General features: G+C 43.2%; 17 protein-coding genes. 15 read left to right on the forward strand and 2 right to left on the reverse strand.

Going from position 1 to position 19,840, the window contains the following annotated elements:
- Positions 1–305: 305 nt before the first annotated feature.
- Positions 306–1,211 carry a UDP-N-acetylmuramate dehydrogenase gene (murB, locus tag EKM82_RS10645; protein WP_125769216.1) on the forward strand — a complete coding sequence of 302 codons (906 nt, stop codon included), beginning with the start codon at positions 306–308 and terminating at the stop codon, positions 1,209–1,211.
- 81 nt (positions 1,212–1,292) lie between these two features.
- On the opposite strand, the gene EKM82_RS10650 is transcribed toward murB, so the two are convergent.
- The gene (locus EKM82_RS10650) at positions 1,293–2,306 is read right to left on the reverse strand and encodes an acrylyl-CoA reductase family protein (protein ID WP_125769219.1); all 1,014 of its coding nucleotides are present in this window, start codon (positions 2,304–2,306) and stop codon (positions 1,293–1,295) included.
- A gap of 294 nt (positions 2,307–2,600) precedes the next feature.
- Here EKM82_RS10650 and EKM82_RS10655 point away from each other — a divergent pair, with 294 nt between their 5' ends.
- The 9 genes from EKM82_RS10655 to glmS all read left to right on the forward strand — a co-directional run bounded on the left by EKM82_RS10655 (position 2,601) and on the right by glmS (position 13,187).
- Positions 2,601–3,143, forward strand: coding sequence for a helix-turn-helix domain-containing protein (locus EKM82_RS10655; protein ID WP_125769222.1), 543 nt, complete (start codon positions 2,601–2,603; stop codon positions 3,141–3,143).
- Positions 3,144–3,160: 17 nt separating this feature from the next.
- A complete protein-coding gene (locus tag EKM82_RS10660) occupies positions 3,161–4,252 on the forward strand; it encodes an ABC transporter ATP-binding protein (protein ID WP_125769225.1) in 1,092 nt (363 codons plus the stop codon).
- Positions 4,253–4,258: 6 nt separating this feature from the next.
- Positions 4,259–5,086, forward strand: coding sequence for an ABC transporter permease (locus EKM82_RS10665; protein WP_125769228.1), 828 nt, complete (start codon positions 4,259–4,261; stop codon positions 5,084–5,086).
- Positions 5,073–5,897, forward strand: coding sequence for an ABC transporter permease (locus EKM82_RS10670; protein WP_164508260.1), 825 nt, complete (start codon positions 5,073–5,075; stop codon positions 5,895–5,897). Before EKM82_RS10665 ends, EKM82_RS10670 begins: the two co-directional genes overlap by 14 nt.
- On the forward strand, positions 5,894–6,970 hold the full coding sequence (locus EKM82_RS10675; protein WP_125769233.1) for an ABC transporter substrate-binding protein: 1,077 nt from the start codon (positions 5,894–5,896) through the stop codon (positions 6,968–6,970). Before EKM82_RS10670 ends, EKM82_RS10675 begins: the two co-directional genes overlap by 4 nt.
- Positions 6,971–7,706: 736 nt before the next feature.
- Positions 7,707–8,549, forward strand: a complete 843-nt coding sequence (gene cdaA / locus EKM82_RS10680; protein ID WP_125769236.1) for a diadenylate cyclase CdaA — start codon at positions 7,707–7,709, stop codon at positions 8,547–8,549.
- A complete protein-coding gene (locus EKM82_RS10685) occupies positions 8,546–9,658 on the forward strand; it encodes a CdaR family protein (RefSeq protein ID WP_125769239.1) in 1,113 nt (370 codons plus the stop codon). Before cdaA ends, EKM82_RS10685 begins: the two co-directional genes overlap by 4 nt.
- Before the next feature lie 59 nt (positions 9,659–9,717).
- A complete protein-coding gene (gene glmM, locus EKM82_RS10690; protein ID WP_125769242.1) occupies positions 9,718–11,082 on the forward strand; it encodes a phosphoglucosamine mutase in 1,365 nt (454 codons plus the stop codon).
- Positions 11,083–11,372: 290 nt separating this feature from the next.
- On the forward strand, positions 11,373–13,187 hold the full coding sequence (gene glmS / locus EKM82_RS10695; RefSeq protein ID WP_125769245.1) for a glutamine--fructose-6-phosphate transaminase (isomerizing): 1,815 nt from the start codon (positions 11,373–11,375) through the stop codon (positions 13,185–13,187).
- Between the two features lie 125 nt (positions 13,188–13,312).
- Here glmS and EKM82_RS10700 read toward each other — a convergent pair whose 3' ends face one another.
- Positions 13,313–14,107 carry a sulfite exporter TauE/SafE family protein gene (locus tag EKM82_RS10700; RefSeq protein WP_225419728.1) on the reverse strand — a complete coding sequence of 265 codons (795 nt, stop codon included), beginning with the start codon at positions 14,105–14,107 and terminating at the stop codon, positions 13,313–13,315.
- 292 nt (positions 14,108–14,399) lie between these two features.
- Here EKM82_RS10700 and EKM82_RS10705 point away from each other — a divergent pair, with 292 nt between their 5' ends.
- From EKM82_RS10705 to EKM82_RS10725, 5 genes are all read left to right on the forward strand, one after another.
- On the forward strand, positions 14,400–15,278 hold the full coding sequence (locus EKM82_RS10705; protein ID WP_125769248.1) for a DegV family protein: 879 nt from the start codon (positions 14,400–14,402) through the stop codon (positions 15,276–15,278).
- Position 15,279: 1 nt separating this feature from the next.
- On the forward strand, positions 15,280–16,011 hold the full coding sequence (gene sfsA, locus EKM82_RS10710; RefSeq protein WP_125769251.1) for a DNA/RNA nuclease SfsA: 732 nt from the start codon (positions 15,280–15,282) through the stop codon (positions 16,009–16,011).
- A 972-nt stretch (positions 16,012–16,983) separates the two neighbouring features.
- Positions 16,984–17,955, forward strand: coding sequence for an ABC transporter substrate-binding protein (locus tag EKM82_RS10715; RefSeq protein WP_125769254.1), 972 nt, complete (start codon positions 16,984–16,986; stop codon positions 17,953–17,955).
- Between the two features lie 29 nt (positions 17,956–17,984).
- Positions 17,985–18,896, forward strand: coding sequence for an ABC transporter permease (locus tag EKM82_RS10720; protein WP_125769257.1), 912 nt, complete (start codon positions 17,985–17,987; stop codon positions 18,894–18,896).
- Complete coding sequence (locus EKM82_RS10725; RefSeq protein WP_125769260.1) at positions 18,889–19,698, forward strand: ABC transporter ATP-binding protein; 810 nt, start codon at positions 18,889–18,891, stop codon at positions 19,696–19,698. The genes EKM82_RS10720 and EKM82_RS10725 overlap by 8 nt, the downstream gene beginning before the upstream one ends.
- The last annotated feature ends 142 nt before the right edge of the window (positions 19,699–19,840 follow it).

Here is a 19,840-nt window from a genome sequence, read left to right on the forward strand (position 1 = left end):
GGGATCTTGGCGTCAGCCGCCAAATTGTTCTTAGTGGCTGGGCCACTTAGAACAAGGCTTGTATTTGAGATTGTTGCAAGGCAATAAGCTCAAATCAATGCCGGCAGCGTTCCACGCCAAGCAGCCCGGAACAGAGTCAGACATCATTCTGTTTCAACGCTTTTTTAATGTAAACTCATGCGTGGTTTTCTTTCAATCCACATTTTATTTGGTATGCGACAATCCGAAAGTGTACTAGTGTTATTTACCGTATTTTTTGTTAAACTAAAGCATAGATTGAAATTACGAAGTGAAGGTTTAAATAAATGATGGCGAATTTTTCAGATTTAAAGATTCCAATATTAGAAAACTGGCCGATGTCTGACTACACATTTACTAAAACTGGTGGTCCGGCTGACTATTTGGCCTTTCCGGAAACAACAGAGCAAGTGGCACAATTGATCAAACGTGCGCACCAACAACATGTCCCAGTCACGATTGTCGGCAATGCTAGCAACATGATTATTCGTGATGGCGGCATTGAGGGCCTGGTCATTCTGTTGACACGGATTGAAGATATTCAGCAACATGATCAACAATTAGTCGTTACTGCTGGTACACCACTGATGACAGTTTCAGAAGCGGCCTATCATTATGGGTTAACTGGCCTAGAATTTGCGGCGGGAATTCCCGGAAGTGTTGGTGGCGCCGTTTTTATGAACGCCGGGGCCTATAAGGGCGAAGTGAGTGATGTGATTACCGAAATTACGGTGATTAATGCTGACGGCGATTTTGAAACGCTACGTGGTCGCGAAATTGATTTTGATTATCGTCATAGTATTTTGCAAGAACAGCCATTAACGGTGGTGACGGCGACATTTAGTCTTAAACCAGGCGAACCGACTAAGATTCGGCGCACGATGGACGAATTTAATAAAAGACGTGCCGAAAAGCAGCCCTTGGATTTGCCATCTTGTGGTAGCGTCTTTAGACGACCACCAGACCATTATGTGGGACCGATGATTCAAGAGGCTGGTCTCCAAGGCAAAATTATTGGCGGCGCGCAAGTCTCAACTAAACATGCTGGCTTTATCGTGAACATCAATCATGCGACTGCCACTGACTACTTGAATCTCATTAAGTTGATTCAAGAAACGGTCTGGGATAGATTCCAAGTCCAATTGCATCCGGAAGTACGAATTATTGGCCGCGAAGTCAATCAACAAAAATAAATCAATTAAAAAAGTCATGGACCAACGATAATGATTGTCGTTAGTTCATGACTTTTTTGGTGCTTAAATTAACTGTTTAATTTAGAAACGAGGGCGGCGACTGCGAAACTTCACAATCGTGCGACCAAAATGGGCCTGAGTGGTAAAGGTTGTCAAAATTGGCAACAGTTCAGCAAAAGTAATCTTCTGACTGGCTGGTCGTAAGTTTTCGGCAGGCCAGAAGGCAGTTTCGAACAATTGCCAAATTTCTTCGCGATCATCATGAGGATAGTTAACTGAATCAATCCCATGCAAGGTAACCCCGCGCAAAATAAAAGGCAAAATTGTGGTCGTCAATTTGATGCCGCCAGCGTTACCACTGACCACCAAATGACCATTCTCACTGACTTGGGGAATCAGATTAGCAAGTAAGTCGCCACCAACATTATCAAAGACGAGCTGGAATTTTTGCTTGGCAAGTGGCTTTAAGGCTGGTAATAAAACTTGCTCGGGAGTGAGGACTTGTTTCGCACCCCGCGCTAATAACTGTGCCTTCAGGTCGACTTGGCGGGTGATGACCGTTAAGTTATGGTAGCCTAGACTCGCTAACAAGGCCAGTTGCCAGCCACCAACGCCACCAGTGACGCCCGTAATTAAAATCGCAGCGTTCCGGTCAGCCATACTTTCAGTATCCAATACCTTAGTTAAACCAATGGCGGCAGTCAATCCGGCAGTGCCGATTAGCGCTGCATCTTGTAAGGTTCGCTGCCCATTTAAGAGATGTAAAAATTCGCCAGGGACATCAACTGTTTCTTGATAACCGCCATCAATTTGAATACCGATTTCTCGGCCGATACCAGCAACTTGATCACCAATTTGAAAGTCGCGGTCATGAGAAGCCGTGACCCAGCCAGTAAAGTCGATCCCGGGCACCCGCGGATAATCGCGGAGCACGCCACTGTGAGCTTTTAACGTTAAAGCATCTTTGTAATTAATATCACTGTAGGCCACTTGAACGCGCACCCAATCAGGCGGTAGTGGGGCCAACTCAATTTTTTCAACCTGAGCCTGTGGTTGTTCGTTGCTTAAACTAACGACTAAAGCTTTTTTTTGCATAGTTACTCCTTATCAGTCAATCGTAGTTAGCTAACTGCGACTGAAAAATAGTACACAATTAATCTTAACGCTATTATAACGCCGGCTAATTCCCTTGACTAGTATTAACCAATGATTGTTATTATTTTGCGATTAGTTAGGCCAATATTTTTGACACACAAACGTAACCTAATCGCTAGCTAACAACTATTGGCAGCGGTCACAGTTTGGGGTATACTTAGGAACGTTTTAGTAAACTTTTTGTTAGATAACATTTTGTTTAGTGATAATTGGCAACTTGAAAAGAGGCAATTTATGATATTTGGTCAAAAATTACGCGCCTTACGAATTTTAAAAAATCTGACCCAAGAAGAATTAGGCGAACGGACTGATTTAACGAAGGGCTATATTTCCCAACTAGAAAATGACCAGGCGTCACCAACTGTGGAAACTTTACAAGATATTTTAACTGTTCTTGGTGTTTCGCTGGCGGAGTTCTTTCAAGAGGGCGATGCGACCACCCCAGTTTTATTTAACGGTGAGCAACAGGTTAAACATGAAGATGAAGAAATGGGTTATCAGCTAACTTGGCTGATCACTGATTCCAATGAGCGGGAAATGGAGCCAGTGTTATTGACGATAGCTCCTGGTGGTCGCTTTAAGGCCTTCGATCCTTCACCAGCCGAAACCTTTGCCTACGTGGTGCGCGGGAAAGTTCGCTTAGCCTTTGGTGAAGAATTAGTGACTGCAGGCGCCCACGAATCTTTATATTTTTCAGCTAAAAGTCCACATCAATTATTAAATCCATTTCAAAAACCGGTCACTTTATTGTTAGTGGCCACTGAATCATACCTTTAATTCGGGAGGGAATTAAGATGGCAGCACCAATTATTGAATTACAGGGCATTACGAAAACTTACGATGATGGTTTTACGGCGTTGTCGAATATTAATATGACAATTGAACCGGGTAAATTTTATTCGCTGCTCGGACCATCCGGCTCTGGTAAAACCACGATTTTAAGATTGATTGCCGGTTTTACTAATGCCAGTTCCGGGGCGATTTTATTTGAAGGTCAGAAAATTAATGATTTACCTGCAAATCAGCGTAAAGTGAATACCGTTTTCCAAAACTATGCTTTATTTCCTCATTTAGATGTTTTTGAAAACGTGGCCTTTGGTTTGAACTTACAAAAACGACCCAAAGCTGAAATTAAGAAGCGAGTTTTGGACGCTTTAAAATTAGTGCAGTTACCTGGCTATGCCAATCGTGAAATCAGTGAATTATCAGGTGGTCAGCAACAACGGGTGGCAATTGCCCGGGCGATCGTTAATGAACCGAAAGTGCTATTGCTTGATGAACCTTTGTCAGCTTTAGACATGAAATTGCGCCAAGATATGCAGTACGAACTGCGGGAATTGCAACAACGATTGAAAATCACCTTTATCTTTGTGACTCATGACCAAGAAGAAGCTTTGGCGATGAGCGATGAAATTTTTGTCGTCAATGACGGTAAAATTTTACAAAGTGGCACGCCGGTGGATATTTATGATGAGCCAATCAATCATTTCGTGGCCAATTTTATTGGCGAAAGTAATATTTTACCTGGCGAAATGTTGGCCGACTATCAGGTCGAGTTTGTGGGCAAGACCTTTGAATGTGCCGACGCCGGCATGAAACCAAATGAAAAAGTCGAAGTGGTGTTACGGCCAGAAGATTTGGATGTGACGACGGCTGAACAGGGCAAATTAGTAGTGACAGTTGATACCCAGCTGTTTCGGGGGGATCACTTTGAAATCATTGGTATTGATGACGATGGCAATGAATGGTTGATTCACTCGACTAATCCTGTGCGCGGTGGGAAACATATCGGTTTAACTTTTGAACCTGAAGATATTCATGTCATGCGTTTTGGTGAAAAAGAAGCTGACTTTGATGCTCGGTTGGAACAATACGAGGAGGATTAAACTGGCATGAAACAATCGAAACGCTTTTTTATGATTCCTTATTTTATTTGGATCGGTCTGTTTGTGATTGCACCTTTGGTATTGATTTTGTATCAATCGCTGACCAATACTCAGCACCAATTTACCCTCCAAAATTATGCCACCTATGGGACGTCGACCACTTATTTACACATGTCGCTTAATTCGTTGTGGTATGCCTTTTTAATTACGGCGATCACCTTGCTGATCAGTTATCCAGCCGCATATTTCCTCAGTAAATTGAAACATCAACAATTATGGTTATTACTAATTATTTTGCCGACTTGGATCAATTTACTGTTGAAAGCTTACGCCTTTATTGGTTTGTTAAGTCGAACTGGTTCAGTGAACCAATTTTTAACTTTTGTGGGGATTGGGCCGCAACAATTGCTGTTTTCTGATGCCAGTTTCTTATTGGTGGCCACCTATATTGAAATTCCCTTTATGATTTTGCCGATTTATAACGCCATCGTGGAATTAAATCCCGCACTGATCAATGCCAGTCGTGATTTAGGTGCGACCAATTGGCAAACTTTCCGCCGGGTGATTTTCCCGTTGACCATTAGTGGCGTTAAAGCTGGGGTTCAAGCGGTTTTTATTCCATCGCTGTCATTGTTTATGTTGACGCGGCTGATCGGCGGTAACCGGGTTATTACTTTAGGGACAGCCATTGAGGAACATTTCATGACCACGATGAATTGGGGCATGGGTTCCACAATTGGTGTGGTACTGATCGTGATGATGTTTATTATTATGGCTTTAACCAATGATCGCCGGAAGAAGCGTCGGGAGGTGAATGACGATGAAGAAAATTAAATTTAGTTCCGTTTATTTAGTTTTGGTGTTTATTATTCTCTATATTCCAATTTTCTATTTGATTTTTTATTCCTTTAATCAAGGCGGGAATATGAATCATTTCACTGGCTTTACTTGGGCCCATTATCAGGAACTTTTTTCGGACAAGCGGATGCTGGTGATTGTGTTGGATACCTTCTTAATTGCCATTCTGTCCTCGCTGTTTGCGACAATTATCGGTACCTTCGGCGCGTTGGGAATTGCTGGCCGCAAAAGCCAACGAACCAAGTCGGCGCTGTTAACATTGAATAATGTGTTAATGGTTTCTCCTGACGTCATTATTGGGGCTAGCTTTTTGATTTTATTTTCAGCGTTGGGAATCGGCTTAGGTTTTGGTTCAGTTTTACTTAGCCATATTGCTTTTTCGATTCCAATTGTGGTGTTATTAGTTCTGCCAAAAGTAAATGAATTGGATCCAGCCTTGCTTAATGCTGCACAGGATTTAGGGGCGACCAATTGGCAGACTTTCTCACGGGTGATCGTGCCTTATATTACCCCTGGTATTTTTTCTGGATTCTTTATGGCTTTCACCTATTCTTTGGATGATTTTGCGGTGACCTTTTTTGTAACCGGGAACGGTTTTACCACGTTGTCAGTGGAAATCTATTCTCGGGCTCGTCAAGGAATTAGCCTAGAAATCAATGCCTTGTCAGCGGTGATGTTTTTATTCTCGTTGCTGTTAGTTGTTGGTTATTATTTCGTCAATCGCTATTCACATTCTCGCCGACAAAAGCAGCGGCGCCATGCTAAAAGCGAGGTGACGCTCTCATGAAAAAAATGTCCGTCTTAATAACCGTGATTTTGGCCTTCTGCGCTTTACTTTTTCTAGGAAGTCGGCAGTTATCGCGCCAGTCAGGAGCAACTAGTTCGGCCAATACCTTGAGTTTATACAACTGGGGCGATTACATTGACCCAGCTTTGATCAAGAAATTTGAACGGGAAACTGGCTATCACGTGCAGTATGAAACCTTTGATAGCAATGAAGCGATGTTCACCAAGATCAAGCAGGGTGGCACCGCTTACGATTTAACGATTCCCAGTGATTATATGATCGAAAAAATGAAAAAGGCTAACTTATTATTGCCGATTGATCACCGGCAATTGTCAAATTATCATTATTTGGACAGTCATTTCCTTAATCAAAGTTTTGATCGCGGTAATCGTTACTCTGTCCCTTATTTCTGGGGCACGTTGGGGATTATTTATAATGACAAGTTTGTCAAAGCTGACGAAATGCAGCACTGGTCTGATTTGTGGCAGCCTAAGTGGCGTGATCAGTTGATGCTTGTTGATTCAGCCCGGGATATTTTGGGGATGGCGTTGGTTGAACAAGGCCACTCAATGAACACCACCAACAGCAAGACGCTGATTGCCGCCCAGCAAAAATTAAATCAACTCAGTGGCAACGTGAAAGCTATCGTGGCTGATGAAATTAAAACTTACATGATTCAAGAAGAGGCGCCGCTGGCCGTGACTTGGTCTGGTGAAGCTAGCGAAATGCTGGATCAAAATAGTCATTTGCACTATGTCGTTCCCAGTGAGGGTAGTAATGCTTGGTATGACAACATGGTCATTCCCAAGACTGCCAAGCATAAAAAAGCCGCCTACGCCTTTATCAATTTCATGCTCGACCCGCATGATGCTGCCCAAAATGCTGAATACGTCGGTTATGCCACACCTAATAAAAAGGCAATGACTTATTTGCCGGCTAAAATTCGCAATGACCAGCAGTTTTACCCGCCGCTCAGTACGATTAAGCATTTGCAGGTCTATCAAGATTTAGGGGCTAGTAAAGTTGAGGAGTACAATGATTTATTCTTGAAGTTTAAGATGTATCGCCAGTAAAGCGACAGATCTTTTCTAAATTAGTGATTTTTGTAGGGATTAAGTCGTCCCTTAGTTGAGAACGGCAGGGGCCCAGCGATTTTATGGGCGTGGAACATGGTGGACATCGATCTGAGCTTATTGCTTTCAGCAACAATCTCAGATACGAGTCTTATTCTAACCGCTAAAGCGGCAAGAATAATTTCACCATTGACGCCAATCGCTGGGCCCCTGCCTGGATTAAACTAACAGAACTGAGCACCACTAATTAGCCGAATCAGATTGTGATAGTACAAAAAACTGGTGTGACAATCTCTATTGAGAATAGAGGTCACACCTTTTTTGTACTATTCAACTATTACTATTGATTAAAATGAGTTACTGAATCTCGCTACCACTGCCTTAAACACTAACAAAGTTGAAGTGAACTAACTCAACTCCAGACGGAATGGAGGGCGTGGTTGTCAGCCGCCAAATTGTTCTTAGTGGCTGTGCCACTTAGAACAAGGCTTGTATTTGAGATTGTTGCGAAGCAATAAGCTCAAATCAATGCCGGCCGCGTTCCACAACCAGCAAGCCCGCAATGGAGTCAGAACCAATTTGGTTTCAACACTTTCACCATATTTAGCGGTTTTGAACTTCGGCTGCAAACCTGCTGCAATGCAATGGCAATGAGCACGCCGTTTTCACAACTTGTCTTTTATCAATCAGAAGTAGCTATGGTATAATGAATTATCTTAATGTAAGGAGGCTGATCATGAGTATAGATTGGAGTCAGATTTTTACGTGGCAGAATTTGATGAATCTGATCGATATCCTTGCGGTTTGGTTTTTTATTTATAAAATGATTATGCTGCTCAAGGGTACCAAAGCGGTGCAGCTTTTTAATGGGATCGTCATTATTGCCGCCATTAAAGCGGTTAGTTATTATCTTAATTTGCATACCGTGTCTTATATCATGGATCAGGTGATCAACTGGGCGGTTGTGGTCTTAGTGGTTATTTTCCAACCGGAAATTCGGCGGGCCTTGGAACGATTAGGGCGTAACGATATTTTCGGTGGTGGTCATAAAACCAAGGAAGATACCAATCACTTAATTGATGGCCTAGATAAAGCCATTCAATATATGTCAAAGCGGCGAATTGGTGCTTTGATCACGATTCAAATGCATACTGGTTTGGAAGATTATATTGAAACCGGGATTCCTCTGGATGCTGATGTTTCTGGTGAATTGCTGATTAATATTTTCATTCCTAATACCCCATTGCATGATGGTGCCGTTATTATTCGCGACAATAAAATTGCCGTTGCCGCGGCCTATTTGCCATTGTCAGAAAGTAATATGATTCCTAAAGAATTAGGCACGCGTCATCGCGCTGCCGTGGGGATCAGTGAAGTTACTGATGCGGTCACCCTTGTTGTTTCCGAGGAAACTGGGGCGGTGACAATTACCAAGAATAGTCAATTGATGCATGATTTAAGCCGTGAAGATTATTTGAAGTTTTTGCATGTCCAATTAGATAGTCCTGAAAAGGAAAATACTTGGTGGCAAAATGTACTCGACTTCTTTAAACCAAAGAAGGGAGGGTCAAAGAAATGAAAGATTTTTTTGATCGACCATGGGTATATCGCGTTATTGCCTTAGGTTTAGCTGTCTTATTGTTTATTTATGTTCAGAACAATAGTTTAGGCTCAACGGTTTCCAATAATATGAATCAGGAACAAACCGCTGCCGCCGATACTAAAATCACCATGAAAGAGTCACTGCAAGTTGAAGTTGACACGGATAAATATTTTGTCACTGGTTATCCAGAGAAGGTAGACATCACGATTGAAGGTTCCAAATCCTTAGTTGCTGCTGCCAAAAATACCAATAATTTCCGAGTTTATATTGATTTGCGTGATTTAAAGACCGGGACTCATACGGTTAAAATTAAAGTTTCCGGCTTAAATAAATCCTTGAAGTATTCAATCAAGCCTGATACCACTAAAGTTAAGATTCAGACCCGCTCCGACCGAACTTTCCCAATTCAGACGAAATACAACAGTAATCGAATTGCCGATGGTTATTTAGTCGGTACGCCTGAAATCAGTCCCGAAACGGTCCGGGTTTCCGGCGCCAAAACGGAAGTGGCTCAAGTTAAACAAGTTGTTGCTCAATTAGACCTGAGTGCCAACGCGAATAGTACTTACCAACAGGAAGTTCTTTTGCAAGCATTAGATAAAGATGGTAAAACTGTAGATGTACTTTTGACACCGCAAACGGCCCATGTTAAATTGCCGATTTATTTGCCAAGTAAAAAGATGAAAGTTGTCTTTAAACAAAGTGGCACTGGCACATCTAGCAAAACTTACTCGTTTTCAAGTTCAGTGACTGAGGTAACCGTTTCGGCACCACAAAATGTTTTGGCAGGTCTCTCAAGTACTTTGACAGTGCCAGTCAATGTTAATGGTATTTCAAGTACCACGCAGAAAACCATTACGATTCCGAAATCAACGGGAATTGTTGATGTTGATCCAGCTGCTATTTCGGTGAATATTACCGTTAGTCAAGATAATGACAATGACACGACGACTAGCAGTAGCAGCAGTAGTAGTAGTTCAAGTTCCAGCAGTGGTTCTGACAATGAGACAACCGATTCAACCACGTCAAGTGAAGATAGTTCCTCGTCTAGTTCAAGTTCAAGTAGTAGCTCAGCTGAAGATTAAAACGAATTGATCGATATTCAGTGATTGACTGAATTAATGTGAGATAGGAGAAAATAATTATGGTGAAGTATTTTGGTACTGATGGTGTTCGTGGCGTTGCTAATAAGGGATTAACTCCTGAACTAGCTTTTAAATTAGGCCGTGCTGGTGGTTATGTTTTAACGCAGCATGCTGATGATAAAGCTAATCGTCCCGCACCACGGGTTTTAGTCGCTCGTGATACGCGTGCTTCTGGACAAATGTTGGAGTATGCGCTGATTTCTGGTTTATTATCTGTAGGGATCGAAGTGTTGAAGCTAGGCGTCATTACCACACCAGCCGTTGCCTATTTAGTACGGGCTCAAGGTGCTGATGCTGGGATTATGATTTCAGCATCACACAATCCGGCTGCTGATAACGGCATCAAGTTCTTTGGTTCAGATGGCTATAAATTACTTGATAGCGAAGAGGAAGAAATTGAAGCCTACTTAGATGCCACCAATGATGAATTACCACGGCCAGCTGCTGAAGGTTTAGGTGTCGTTGAAGATTATCCTGAAGCTTCCCAGAAATACTTACAGTTCATTGAACAGACTGTTTCTGAAGATTTTGGCGATATCAAAGTTGTCGTTGATGGCGCCAATGGTTCCACTAGTGGTTTGGTCAATCGTTTGTTTGCTGATATTGATGCTGACTTTACCACGATTGCTACCTCACCTGATGGCATTAACATTAATGATCACGTTGGTTCAACTCACCCAGAAAAATTGGCTGCCACTGTTGTTGAAAAGGGTGCTGATTTAGGCTTGGCTTTTGATGGTGATGGTGACCGGTGTATTGCGGTAGATGAGAATGGTGAAATCATTGACGGTGACAAGATTATGTATATCTTAGGCACTTTCTTCGCAGAGCGTGGTCGGCTTAAGAACGATACCATTGTGACGACCGTCATGAGTAACATTGGTTTGTACAAAGCAATTGAAAAGGCTGGCTTAAAATCCGTTCAAACTCAAGTTGGTGACCGTTACGTCGTTGAAGAAATGCGCGCTAATGGCTACAATCTTGGTGGCGAACAATCAGGTCACATTATTTTGTTTGATTTCCATAATACCGGTGACGGCATGTTAACTGGGATTCAATTGTTAAACATTATGAAGCAAACTGGTAAGAAGTTGTCTGAATTGGCAGCACCAGTTAAGACCTACCCACAACGTCTGGTCAATGTGCCAGTTAGTGACAAGAAACATTGGCAAGATCATCCCGCAATTGTTTCAATTATCGATACGGTTGAGAAAGAAATGAATGGTGATGGTCGGGTCTTAGTTCGGCCTAGTGGTACCCAATCATTATTACGGGTGATGGCTGAAGCGCCAACTCAAGAATTAGTCGACAAATATGTTGACCAAATCGCCGATGTGGTTCGCAATGAAATCGGTGTTGAATAATCAATTAAATCAAGTGCACTAGTAACAACGATTCAATCTTTCTGACAGTATTTGTTACGATTGTTCATCTATAAGCTTCCACCAATCTTTACGAAGATTGGTGGAAGCTTTTTTAGTTAGGTCGCAATAGCTTGCACGTCATCAATAAAAATAGACCAATTTCAGATAAAAATCATACCAATTCAAAGAAAATGATTTGACATTTGCTTAAAAAACCAATAAAATAGCAATTGTTTTCAAAACAAGAAAAATAAAAATGATATATACCAATTTTAAGGAGACGGCTAGACATGTGCGGAATTGTTGGTGCGATTGGTTATGAGACTACAACTGAAATTTTATTAAAAGGATTGGAACGATTAGAGTATCGCGGTTATGATTCCGCTGGTTTATATATCAACGACCAGACTGGCCATGATTATTTGGTGAAGACAGTCGGCAAGATTGCGACGTTAAAATCTGCAGTGAAACCGACAGTTCAGGGGTCATTGGGAATTGCGCATACTCGTTGGGCAACTCATGGTCAGCCCAGTGAAGCCAATGCTCATCCCCAATTTTCGACTTCCCAACGCTTTTATTTGGTTCATAATGGCGTGATCAATAATTTCACGGCCTTGAAACAACAATATTTGGCGGACACGCATTTTGCCAGCCAAACTGATACTGAAGTCTTGGTTCAATTAATTGCTAAATTTGTTGAGCAGGAGCAATTAACTACGTTAGCGGCACTACAGAAAACACTCCAGTTAGTCAATGGTTCGTATGCGTTGATCTTGGTTGATCGCGACCAACCCGACCAACTTTATATTGCTAAAAACAAAAGCCCATTGTTAATCGGTTTAGGCGAACAGGGTAATGTGGTGACTTCCGATGCGCTGGCCACTTATGATTTAACTGACCAGTATTTGGAGTTGCATGATCAAGAAATTGCCGCTGTCAGTGCTGATCAAGTGCAATTGTTGACATTGCAAGGTGCCAGTCAGACGCGCCAACCCATAACCATTACAGTCACTGATGGTGAGGTTTCTAAGGGGACTTACCCAACTTACATGCTCAAAGAAATTGATGAACAGCCAGCTGTCATGCGACGAATCAGCCAAAAATATTTAACCGCAGCTGGTGAACCGCAAATTGATCCCAACTTATTGACTGCCTTGGCCCAAGCTGACCGTTTGTATTTTGTGGCCGCGGGAACTAGCTATCATGCAAGTTTGGTCGGTAAGCGTCTGTTCGAGAAGTTTACGCAAATTCCAGTTGAAGTGGGCGTTGCCAGTGAGTTCGGTTATCATTGGCCAATTTTAGCTCAACACCCATTTTTTATCTTTTTATCACAAAGTGGGGAAACAGCTGACAGTCGCCAAGTATTGATTGAAGCAAAGCGGCGTGGGTTACCAACGTTAGTGATCACGAATGTGACCAATTCAACGTTGGCTCGAGAAAGTGACTTTCACTTAGACCTCTATGCTGGACCGGAAATCGCTGTGGCCTCGACCAAAGCTTATACTGCGCAAATTGCCGTTGAGGCAGTTTTGGCCAAAGCTTTAGGGACATATTTAAAATTACCGGCAGCCGAAGAATGGTCCTTGCAAACGCAGTTAGGTTTGGCCGCAAATGGCATGGAAACCCTAGTCGACAATAAACAAGGCTGGTCTGACTTAGCTAATAATTTCTTAGGCGCTAGTCAAGATGCCTTTTACTTAGGTCGGGGCATTGATTATGATGTTAGTCTGGAAGCGGCGCTGAAACTTAAGGAAATTTCCTATGTCCATACCGAGGGCTTTGCCGCCGGTGAGTTGAAGCATGGGACGATTGCGTTAATTGAGGAAAATGTACCGGTGATCACGTTTATTACCGAAGCGAGCACTGCTGGTCATACTCGCGGTAATGTTCAAGAAGTGTTGGCTCGTGGCGCGCAGGTGTTGGTAATTGCTAGCGAAGACTGTCAGCAAGCTGATGATCAAATCGTTTTGCCCCAGTTAACACCCGAATTAATGCCGCTGTTAACTGGTGTGTGTGGCCAGTTACTGGCCTACTATGCCACCTTGCAACGAGGCCTGAATGTTGACCAACCACGTAATTTGGCTAAAAGCGTGACTGTTGAATAGGTTAGTCGAATCGCAAATAATCTAAAAAAATTGGCGGTAAATAAATAACCTGATTGACCAGCTTGGGAAAACTAGCAGCTGTCAATTAGGTTATTTTTGTGAAGTAGTGGAATTTAAAGAATAAGTTATTTTCGGTAAGCTTGAATAAATAAGGTCGCGGCCAGAATCAGCGAGCCAATGCCAATGACCACTTTGATGACTCGTTCAGGAATACGGCGGACTAGAACTGGGCCAATAAAACCGCCAACTAAAAAGCCGATTGCTAGTGGAATAATGTAATGCCATTGAATCGTTGTTTGGGTGGCATAAATAATGGCTGAAATTAAATTGGCTAAGCCTAAAGTAACATTTTTTTCGGCGTTATACTCAGCGAAAGTTAGCGGGCTAATTACGGCTAACAAAGACAGCATGAGCACACCGCTAGCAGCGCCAAAATAACCGCTATAAACACCGACTAAGAAAATTCCCGCCCAAGTAGCAATTTTGATGAGATTTTGCTGTCGTGTTGCTGGTTGACCAACAGGAATGGTGGGTTTTCGCCGGTAATTTTGCGGCCAGAGGACCACCAACGCTGCTAACAAAATAAAGAAGGGCACGACTTTTTCGAAAGTGCTCGCGGGGATCATAAATAAAATTAATGAGCCAATCACACAACCAATCAAGGTTAGGGGCAGGATAACTTTTAAATCATGTTGATGGCCGTGGAGTTCTTTTTTTGAGGAAATCGTTGCGCCCAGTTCAGCAAAAAACAACGAATAGGTATTGGTGACATTTGCGACGACTGGTGGCAAGCCAATCGCCAACAAAATTGGATAGGACACTAGTGAAGCCAGACCAGTTGCCGAACTGACAATTCCTGCGGCGATGCCAGTGGGAATTAGGACGAGCCATAATTGCCAAAGTGTTTGCAAAATAATCATTCCTTTTTGAGGATATTAGTTTATATCATACCGCTTTTTGGCCGGATTTGGTAAAGGAGCTGCCTTAACGGGGGACAACAGACGGGGATGCTTGGTCGCTAATAGTTGTTTCGAAAGTTTTTTAGCGGCTGCATCCCCAGTCGGCCGGTCTTTGCTGACTTGCTTAAAAAATTGGTCTGTACTTTCAGAGGCTTTCCAGTAAAATGAAGGCAGCACCTATAAATAATTAGCCGTCAGTCATGGTGATTTCAATCGATCAACTTGCAGCTAAATCAAGAAAAGTGAGTGACTAATGAAAACAGCTATCTTAACCGACAGTGCCTCTTATTTAACACCTGCAGAAGCAGATCAGCTACAAGTGACCATGTTGCCAATTACCGTGATTTTCGGTGAAGAAGTTTTCTTGGAAAATGAAACCATCACGGCGCCTGAATTTTATCAGCGACTTCATCAAGTTGATAAGTTACCCACAACGGCCCAGATCACCATGCAACAAATGGAGGCCGCCTTCTTTCAATTGGCTGCGGCCGGTTTTGATGAAGTGATTTGTATTAATCTTTCCAGTGGCATTACAACTTTTTATGAGAATCTCTGCCAATATGCGCCGCAAGTAACTGAAATCAAGGTTTATCCCTTCGATTCGCGCATTGCTAGTGCTGGTGAGGCGGATTTGGTGCGTTATACCCAGTCGCTAGTTGATCAAGGACAGCATGCCGCTGAAATTTTGCCGCAATTAACGGCTTTTCGCGCCACAATTGGCGTGGACTTCGCCGTGGATAATTTGCAGCATTTATTGCGAACAGGTCGTTTGTCCAATGCCAGTGCCATTCTCGGTAGCTTGCTGCAAGTGAAGCCAATTCTGCAGTTTGATGAGGCCGGCAAAATTGTGGCCGTGGCCAAGGAGCGGACGATGCGTCGGGCACTAACCCATGCTTTGCATGATTTGGTGGCTGCCCAAGCGGCAGTTGATTATCCATTACAAGTTACGGTGATCGATGGTAATGCACCGTTAACGTCCCAGCATTGGCAAGAACAAGTTCGGGAACAGTTTCCAACAATGACGGTCCAAGTCAGTCATATTGGTCCGACAATTGGCGTGCACACTGGTGAGGGCGTCATGGGGCTACTATGGTCGCGTGATTGGCAGAAGCAAACGACTGCAGGCGAGTAGCATGCAATATTCCGATATTAAAGTAGCCACGTTTTTAACGCGACCTAATCGCTTTATTGCCCACTGTCGTTTGGCCGGTAAAACCGTGGTCGTTCATGTTAAAAATACTGGTAAATGTCGCGAATTATTGGTACCCGGCGTGAGCGTGGCTTTAAATTATGTGCCTAGTCCGCAGCGAAAAACGGATTACGATTTGGTGGCTGTTAAAACAGCGACCCGTTGGATCAATATCGACTCGCAAATTCCCAATGCGTTAGCGGCTAGCGCATTACAAAGTGGTCAGATTCGTTTGTCTGGTGTTGCCCCAGTTAAAACAGTTCAGCGCGAGGTCGTTTTTGCGGATTCGCGGTTAGATATTGCTGGTACCACCGACAAAGATGAAGCCTTTTTCGTGGAGGTCAAGGGTGTTACATTGGTCAATGGCCAAATTGCTGCTTTCCCCGATGCGATAACAACTCGTGGGTTGAAACATGTTCATACTTTACAGTTGGCACAACAGCAGGGGTACCACGCCTATTTGTTGTTCATTGTGCAAGTGCCAGAAATTACGGTAATGACGATCAATCAACGGTTACAACCAGAGCTGGCCGTAGCAATTGCCGCAGCCCAAGCTAGTGGTGTGCAAGTGTTGGCTTATAATTGCGCCGTATCAGCTGCGACAATTAGGGTACAGCAGCCAGTTACATTCGACTTGAACCAAAATTTTGTATTGCCAGAGGTACCAGAAGAATAAAAAATGTGAGAGGGCCGCTGCAGAGCGGTCTTTTTGTTTTGAGATGTGTTCAAGGCGACAAATGGCCAAGGCTAATTTGATAATTTCTGGCTATAACATAAGTCCTATGCCCCTTACAAATTAACAATGAAAAAGGGTGCCAACTCAACTCCAGACGAAATGGAGGGACCTTGTCGTCAGCCGCCAAATTATTGTTGGTGCTTTAGCACTTACAATAAGACCTGTATTGAAGACTTTTGAAAAAAGGCTTTAATCAGTGTCGGCCGCGTTCCACGACAAGCAGCCCGGAATGCAGTCAGAACTATTTCTGTTTAAAATTTATGTCAATAGCAGCAAATTATCGAAATTAGCCTACGGCAAAAGACCAGCGACCTTCATACTCTTGATTTGAAACGTGTTCAAGGCGACAAATGGCTATGCCTAATTTGATAATTTGCTCGGTCGAATTCTCGCCCAATCAAACTATCGAAATTATGCTACGCCAAAAGTGCGTCGCTCCTCACACTCTGCTTGAAACGTGTTCGGAGCTGCAGCGTGCTATGGCTAACTTAAATATTTCAATGATCGGTTGGCACCGCTCATCAAAATATTTGAAGTTATCCTACGCACGCTCCCGCAGCTTCTCACACTCTTAAATTTGGGCTTGACTTTTTCTTTGAAGGTGCGTATCGTTAGACACATCTTATTAGTTGGAGTGATTGCCATGTTACATTTAGCAAAATTACAACTGAATAATAGTTATTACTACGTCTATTATGGCTAGCGGATTGTATCTTTGGGATGCAAGCCGCGCAAGCAAGGTTTGCATCCATGATGGTCGTAGTATTTAGCACGAAAAAACAACCACGTGGATCTGATGATTTCATGTGGTTGACTGGGTATTAGTTGGATAAACTAATCGGCTTACTGAGCAGTCACAGAAATCATTTCTGTGACTGCTTTTTTGTTTGTTCAATTGGAGGAGACGAAGTTATGCGGAAGAAATTTTTGATTATTTTATTAGCGGTGTTGTTGGGGTTAGTGTTCTGGACCGATTATCAAAGCAAGCGACCGCAGAAGACTGGTGAAATCCGAATCGGTATTTTGCAATTGATGGACCAGAGTGCTTTGGATCAAGCGCGGAAAGGATTTCTGGCCGAGGTCAAAGAAAATGGTGGTGAGCTCAGTAAACGAATTAAAATCGATTACGTCAATGCTCAAGGTGATCAGGCCAATTTGCGGGCGATGAGTGAGCGCCTGGCCAATCATCATAATACGTTAAATCTCGCCATTGCCACACCAGCGGCCCAGGCCATGCTGGCCGTTGATCAGAAGACGCCGTTACTTTTTACAGCGATTACCGATCCTGTTGATGCTGGTTTGGTTAAGAGTTTACAGAAACCGACGGGCAATGTGACTGGGGTGAACGATAGCGTGCCGGTGGCCGAGCAATTAAGTTTGATGCGGCAGCTATTTCCCCAAGCAAAAAAAGTTGGCTTATTGTATAACGCGGCTGAACCTAATTCGGTCATTCAAATCAAGCAGGCCAAAGCTGTTTTGAAACAACAAGGGCTACAAATAGTGACACGAACGGTGGCCACCACCAATGATGTGGAACAGGCCGCGACAAGTCTGGCGCGGCAAGTTGATGTTATGTATTTGCCGGCTGACAACGTCTTAACTGCAGCGATGCCATTATTAGGTAAAGTTTCTAAAAAGACCCACACGCCAGTCATTCCGGCCACAACACCAATGGTTAAGCTAGGCGGGGTTGCTACTCAAGGGATTAGTTATTACCAATTAGGCCGGCAAACTGGCAAAATGGCTTTGGAAATTATTAAAGGCAAGTCAGTTCATGAGTTACCAGTTGAAAAACCGGCCAAGACGCAACTGGTTTTTAATCATCAATTAGCCGACTTTTTCAAAATTGATTGGCATCACTGGCAAAGTCACACACAAAAATAAAGATAGTTATTATTTGGAGGATGGTCATTATGGATTTATTGATTTCTAGTTTGTCATTAGGCTTATTGTGGTCGATCATGGCAATTGGCGTGTACTTAACCTTTCGTATTTTAGACATTGCTGATATGACAGCTGAAGGGAGTTTTCCCTTGGGCGCCGCGGTAACAGCTCGGCAAATTGTTGCCGGGGTCAATCCTTGGCTGGCCACTTTATCGGGATTATTAGCAGGTTGTTTAGCTGGTTTTGTTTCGGGATTTTTGCATACTAAATTAAAGATTCCGGCGTTGTTAACCGGTATTTTAACTTTAACGGGTTTATATTCAGTTAATTTGTTGATCATGGGTCAATCCAACATTTCCTTATTAGGCCGCGTTTCAACCGTTATTACCCAATTGTCCGGCCTCTCACCAACCTTTGCGGCGATTTTAATTGGTGCGATTGTCTTAGCAATTGTGATTTTCTTGCTAGTGACCTTCTTTAATACCGAAGTAGGCTTGGCTGCTCGGGCAGTCGGTGATAACGAACAAATGAGTGCTGCCAATGGGATCAACGCTGATAATATGAAAATTATTATTTACATGATTTCCAACGGGTTGATTGCTTTGGCTGGCAGCTTGATGGCCCAGATTAATGGTTACGCCGATAGTAGCATGGGCATCGGCACCATCGTGATTGCTTTGGCCGCCATCATTATCGCTGAAGTTTTGGTTCAAAATTTGTCGTTTGGTTGGCGTCTGATCACGATTATCGGTGGCGCAATTATTTACCGATTGATCATTGCTTTGGTATTGCAATGGGGCGTTGATCCCAACAACTTGCGACTCTTCTACGCCTTAATGTTAACCGTCTTTTTGGCGGCACCATTGTTACAGAAACGCTTGGTTCAACAACGTCGGCGGCAGAAGAATATTGCCAGCTTTAAGGAGGAACAACATGACTAATAATGCTTTAGAAATTAAAAGATTGCACCAATACTTTAACCGCGGCACTTCTAATGAACGTCATATTCTCCGTGGATTAGACTTAACATTGCAACCAGGTGAGTTTGTAGCTGTGATTGGTGGTAACGGTGCTGGGAAATCGACCTTGATGAATAGTATTGCTGGCAATTTGCCAATCGAACAAGGTCAGGTTTTGATTAATAATGAAGACGTCACTTACGAATCAGTTTCCCAACGGGCGCGCTTGATTGGTCGGGTTTTTCAGGACCCACAAATGGGCACCGCGCCATTACTAACTGTCGAGGAAAACTTATCGTTGGCGATGTTACGAGGCCAACGTCGTAAGATTCTCGTTCCTGGCGTTAAACGTCGTCAACGCCAATTCCTTCAAGAAAAATTAGCTTTACTTAATTTAGGTTTGGAAGATCGGTTGAGTGCCGGAATCGGCCTATTGTCAGGTGGTCAACGACAAGCCATTACCTTGCTAATGGCAACTTTACAGAATCCCGCAATTCTTTTGTTGGACGAACACACGGCCGCGCTTGATCCTGAAACAAGTCAAATTGTCATGGATCTGACCGCCCAATTAGTGGCTGAACAGCATTTGACTACCTTGATGATTACCCACAATATGGCGGCAGCACTGGCATATGGCACGCGTCTGATTATGCTGGATCAAGGTAAAATTGCCGTGGATCTCAGCGGCGCCGAGAAAGAAAAATTAACCGTTCCTGATTTGCTGGCCTTATTTAAACAACGGAGTGGCCAGGAAATAACGGATGATGCCATGTTGCTGAGCTAGTATTCACTGTCATTAAAAAATTGGGTTTGGTTTTGAAACAGAACTGGTTCTGACTCCATTGCGGGCTTGCTGGTTGTGGAACGCTGCCGGCATCGATTGATGCCAATTTTTCAAATTGTCATCAATACGAGCCTTTGTCTAA

Origin of the sequence: Lapidilactobacillus wuchangensis (genome assembly GCF_003946645.1) — a bacterium.
Taxonomy (GTDB): Bacteria; Bacillota; Bacilli; order Lactobacillales; family Lactobacillaceae; genus Lapidilactobacillus; species Lapidilactobacillus wuchangensis.